Annotated in this window: 6 protein-coding genes; 2 read left to right on the plus strand and 4 right to left on the minus strand. The window is 72.4% G+C overall.

Annotated elements, in window-relative coordinates; genetic code table 11:
- On the minus strand, positions 1 to 584 hold a 584-nt coding region (locus tag AC1DY2_RS15575; RefSeq protein WP_476763247.1), incomplete at its 3' end, for a histidine kinase dimerization/phospho-acceptor domain-containing protein.
- 187 nt (positions 585 to 771) lie between these two features.
- Between AC1DY2_RS15575 and phoU the strand changes: the two genes are divergently transcribed.
- Positions 772 to 1,440 (plus strand): phosphate signaling complex protein PhoU, encoded by a 669-nt coding sequence (phoU, locus tag AC1DY2_RS15580; RefSeq protein WP_309977592.1) that lies wholly within the window; start codon positions 772 to 774, stop codon positions 1,438 to 1,440.
- 66 nt (positions 1,441 to 1,506) lie between these two features.
- Here phoU and AC1DY2_RS15585 read toward each other — a convergent pair whose 3' ends face one another.
- Positions 1,507 to 2,253, minus strand: coding sequence for a phosphoglyceromutase (locus tag AC1DY2_RS15585; protein ID WP_476763248.1), 747 nt, complete (start codon positions 2,251 to 2,253; stop codon positions 1,507 to 1,509).
- Positions 2,254 to 2,329: 76 nt separating this feature from the next.
- Between AC1DY2_RS15585 and AC1DY2_RS15590 the strand changes: the two genes are divergently transcribed.
- Positions 2,330 to 3,139 (plus strand): class I SAM-dependent methyltransferase, encoded by an 810-nt coding sequence (locus tag AC1DY2_RS15590; RefSeq protein ID WP_476763249.1) that lies wholly within the window; start codon positions 2,330 to 2,332, stop codon positions 3,137 to 3,139.
- A 16-nt stretch (positions 3,140 to 3,155) separates the two neighbouring features.
- Here AC1DY2_RS15590 and AC1DY2_RS15595 read toward each other — a convergent pair whose 3' ends face one another.
- Together AC1DY2_RS15595 and ygfZ are read right to left on the minus strand one after the other, a co-directional pair.
- A complete protein-coding gene (locus tag AC1DY2_RS15595) occupies positions 3,156 to 4,235 on the minus strand; it encodes an FUSC family protein (protein WP_476763250.1) in 1,080 nt (359 codons plus the stop codon).
- Positions 4,232 to 4,713 (minus strand): CAF17-like 4Fe-4S cluster assembly/insertion protein YgfZ (ygfZ, locus tag AC1DY2_RS15600; protein WP_476763251.1); only part of this gene is annotated, 482 nt, incomplete at its 5' end. The genes AC1DY2_RS15595 and ygfZ, both read right to left, overlap by 4 nt.

Genomic DNA, 4,713 nt, shown 5'->3' on the forward strand with positions numbered 1-4,713 from the left:
ACCGTCAGCCGGCCGGCGAAGCGCCGTACCTGCTCGGGCTCGTCGGCCGCCTGGTCGAGCGCTTCGGCGAGCAAGCTCACCGACGCGATCGGCGTCTTCAGCTCGTGGCTGATGTTCGCGACGAAGTCGCGTCGCACCTCGTCGAGCCGATGCGCCTCGGTGCGGTCCTCGGCGAGGAGGAGGACGAATCGGGTGCCGAGGCGCGCCACGCGGACGCGCAGCCTGATGGTGCCCTCGCCGTAGGGCCCTCGCGCGACGTCGATCTCCTCGACCACGGCCTCGCCCGTGCGTCGCACGCCGGCGACGAGGTCGAGGAGCTCGGGATGCACGAGCGCCTGCTGGCGCACGAGGCCCATGGCCAGGGYACCGGGCGAGGCCCTGAGCACGTTGTTCGACGGATCGAGCACGACGCCCGCCGACTCGAGCACCTCGAGCACCTGGTCGATGCCGTCGGGGATGGTGGGCGCGACCACCCTCGCCGCACTCGATCCGCGCCGTTCGGCGATGTGCAGCACGATCATGAAGGCGGCGCCGATGAAGACGCCGAAGGCCAGCGCCGTGAGCACCAGCCACATGGAGTCCATGGGTTCACCCTAACCAGTGCGATCGGCTGCTCCGCCCGCTGCGCCCGGCCCCCCGGCGGTAGGTTAACGAGTGTTCAGGCTCCCGGTACCTGTTGTTCACCCGTCGCGGGGATGATGTCCGGGGCCGGATGAGACCGGTGCGTCCGCGCGCGCTTCGGCGCCGGACCGAACAGACAAGGATTTCCACATGCGTGAGGTGTTCCAGCAGGAACTGCGCGAGGTGCAGGACCGACTCGTCGAGATCGCCGAGCTCGTGGCCATCTCGATCGAGAAGGCCACGCGGGCGTTCAACGAGTCCGACGTGAGCCTGGCCGAAGAGGTGATCGCCGAGGACCCGCGCATCGACCAGGCCACGTTGGCGCTCGACGAGCACGCGGTCACCATCCTCGCGCGGCAGCAGCCCGTCGCCCGAGATCTCCGCATCGTCGTGAGCGCGCTGCGCATCAGCGCCTCGCTCGAGCGCATGGGCGACCTGGCGACGCACATCTCGCAGCTCGCCCGCTACCGGTTCCCCGACAAGGTGGTACCCAAGTCGCTGCGCGGCACCTTCGCCGAGATGGGCGCGCTCGACGTCGAGATCTCGCAGAAGCTCGCCGAGCTCCTGCGCAGCGAGGACGTCAACCTCGCCGAGGAGATCCGCAACGAGGACGACAAGGTCGACGCGCTGCACCTCTCGGTCTTCGACCGGGTGCTGGGCGAGAAGTGGAAGGGCGAGGCCGTCGACACCGTCGACGCCACGCTGGCGAGCCGCTACCACGAGCGGTTCGCCGACCACGCGGTGGCCATCGCGAAGATGGTGCAGTACCTCGCGACCGGCGACTGGGACCCCGAGAAGTCGGCGGCCTCGTCGCTCTGAGCCGAGACCGCGCGACGAAGGGCGGGGGATGTCGCATCCCCCGCCCTTCGTCGTGTGCCGGTGCGGCTACTTCTTGCCCTGGGCGGCGACGGCGGCCGCGCCCGCCGCGGCGGCCTCGGGGTCGAGGTAGCGGCCGGGCTCGAGCGGCATGTAGTCGTCGCCCAGCTCGTACACGAGCGGGATGCCGGTGGGGATGTTGAGCTCGGCGATGTCGTCGTCGGAGATCCCGTCGAGGTGCTTCACGAGGGCGCGGAGCGAGTTGCCGTGCGCGGTGACCAGCACCGTCTTCCCGGTGGCGAGGTCGGGGATGATGTCCGACTCCCAGTACGGGAGCATTCGCGCGATGACGTCCTTCAGGCACTCGGTGCGCGGCAGCTCGTCGTCGGCGAGGTCGGCGTAGCGGGGGTCGCCGACCTGCGACCACTCGGCATCGTCGGCGAGCACCGGCGGCGGGACGTCGAAGGATCGACGCCAGAGCTGGAACTGCTCGGGACCGTACTTCTCCAGCGTCTCGGCCTTGTCGAGCCCCTGCAGCGCGCCGTAGTGACGCTCGTTGAGCCGCCAGGAACGGCGCACGTCGATCCAGGCGCGGTCGGCGACGTCGAGGGCGATGTTCGCGGTCTGGATGGCGCGGGTGAGCACCGAGGTGTGCTGCACGTCGGGCAGCACCCCGTGCTCGACGAGGAGCTCGCCGGCGCGCTTCGCCTCCTGGAGGCCGAGTTCGCTGAGTCGCACGTCGACCCATCCGGTGAACAGGTTCTTCTGGTTCCATTCGCTGTTGCCGTGGCGCAGCAGCACGAGCGTGTGAGGCATGGGGAACAGCCTAGCCGCGGCGGCATCCGTGGCCCGCGCTGCGAGACCTCCCGCGTCGCCCTGCGAGACTTGGGGCATGCCCGTCGGATCGATCACGCGCGGCACGACGAACACCAACCGGCTGCGCCGCGTCGACCGGTGGATCGCCGCGCAGCCCGCCCTCCTGCACGCCGCCGACCCCTTCGTCGTCGACCTGGGCTTCGGCGCGAGCGCCGTGACGACGTTCGAGCTCGCCGCACGCGTCATCCGGTCGCGCCCCGACGTCGAGGTGCTCGGCCTCGAGATCGACCCGGCGCGGGTCCGCACCGCGCGTGAGCAGCTCGACCGCATGCGCGCCGGCGACGGGCACTTCCCCGCCGGCCTGCCCGTCACGTTCGGCCTCGGCGGCTTCGAGGTGCCGACACCCGACGCACGCCGTCCCGCGGTGATCCGCGCGTTCAACGTGCTCCGGCAGTACGACGAGGCGCAGGTCGACGCGGCCTGGCGGCGGATGTCGGCGCGCCTCTCGCCCGGCGGCCTCGTGGTCGAGGGCACCTGCGACGAGCTCGGCCGGGTGTCGAGCTGGGTGGGCGTCACGGCCGAGGGGCCRCGCACCTTCACGATCAGCCTGCGCCGGTCGGGCCTCGAGCGGCCCTCGATCGTCGCCGAGCGGCTGCCGAAGGCGCTCATCCACCGCAACGTGCCCGGCGAGCGCATCCACGAGCTGCTCGCGACCCTCGACCGCGCCTGGCGGGTGCACGCGCCGATGTCGGTCTACGGCGGCTCGCAGCGGTGGATCGCCGCCGTGGCCACCCTCCGGCACGAGGGCTGGCCCGTGATCGGCGGGCCGCGTCGCTCGCGCCTCGGGGAGCTCACCGTGCCGTGGGACGCGGTCGCGCCCGTCTGAACGCCGAGTTCCCGCCTCAGTCGGCGGGGAGCAGCTCCCGCGCCCCGTCGAGGTCGAGCCCGGTCGCGGTCAACAGGTCGACGAGGTAGGGCCGCAGCGCGGTGATCGTGTTCCGGTCGCCGACCGGACCGTCGGGCAGGATCGCCACGGGATCGAGATGGCGCGCGATCTCGGCGAACGCCTGCCGCGCGATCGGCTGCGCCGACACGTCGCGCATCGAGTCGGCGAGCGGCCCCAGCGCCACCGCGACGCGAGCGTGCACGTCGGCGACCTCGGGCCGGGCTCGTCCGTCGCGCAGCACCCATTCGATCCGGCGCGCGATGATGCGCAGGTTCCTCGTCGCGAGGTCGAGCCCGCCGAGCATCACCCGCTGCCGCTCGAGGTCGAACTTCGCCCGATGCACGATCGGCGAGACGCGCGCGATCGCGAGGCCCGAGTCGACCGACGCCATCCACGCCTCGACGAGGGGCTGCGTCGCCCTGGCTCGCGAGAGCGCCCGGCCCGCGGCATCCGTGCTCCCCGACCGCAGCGCCTCGGCGAGCTCGCCGAGCACCGCCACGTGCTCGTCGATGAGGCGACGCCCCTCACGCGTGGCCGCGCGGTAGGGGTCGCGCGGGATGATCGCCGTCGCGGCGAGCGCGAATGCCCCGCCCACGATGGCGTCGACCGTTCGCACGAACGGGCCACYGGCGGGCGCGGGCACGAGCATGACGAGCGAGCACTGCACGGCGGCCGCGATGGCGAAGGCCGCGTTCGCCGACACCAGCCGCGCGAGTGCGAGCGTGAGGGCCAGTGCCAGCGCGTACTGCCAGATTCCGGCGCCGAACGCGAGCAGCAGCACCTCGGCAAGCACGATGCCGAGGGTCATCGCGACCACGGTCTCGAGCACCCGCACGGGACGGGCGTCGCGCACGAAGCCGAGCGCGGTGATCGCGACGATCGCCGCGATCAGCGGCTGGGCGTGGCCGAGCACGAGCGAGGCGAAGGCATACGCCGCGACGGCCGTGACGGTGATCTGCAGGATCGCGGGAAGGGAGTCGCGGACCCGGATCGAGCCGGCCGCGAGGCGCGCGCCGACCCGGCCCGAGGCGCTCACTTGCGGACGCCGAGCCTCGGCAGTCTGGGCACGTCGACGGCGGCACCGGCGTCGGCCGGGACGATCTCGACCTGTGCGGCGGCGACGTCGATGCCGTGGCTCTCGACGATGAGGGTCAGGTCCGCGGGCACCGCGCGCTTCACGACCGCCAGGGCCACCGGGCCGAGCTCGTGGTGCATGGCACTCGAGGTGACGTGGCCGACCTCGCGTCGCTGGGGCGCCTCGCCCTCGGCGGGTTCGGGCCGCACCTTCTCGCCCACCACGACGTCGCCGGGGGCGGGAAGCACCGTGTCGCTGCCGTCGAGGTGCAGGAGCACGAGGCGGCGCGGGGGCCGGCCGAGGTTCAGCACCTTGGCCACGGTCTCCTGCCCCTTGTAGCAGCCCTTGCCCAGGTCGACCGCGCTGCGCAGCCAGTCGAGCTCGTGCGGGATCGACTTCTCGTCGACCTCGGTGGCGAGCCTCGGCCGCCACGCCGCGA

It is taken from the genome of Agromyces sp. P1_H4, assembly GCF_056405255.1.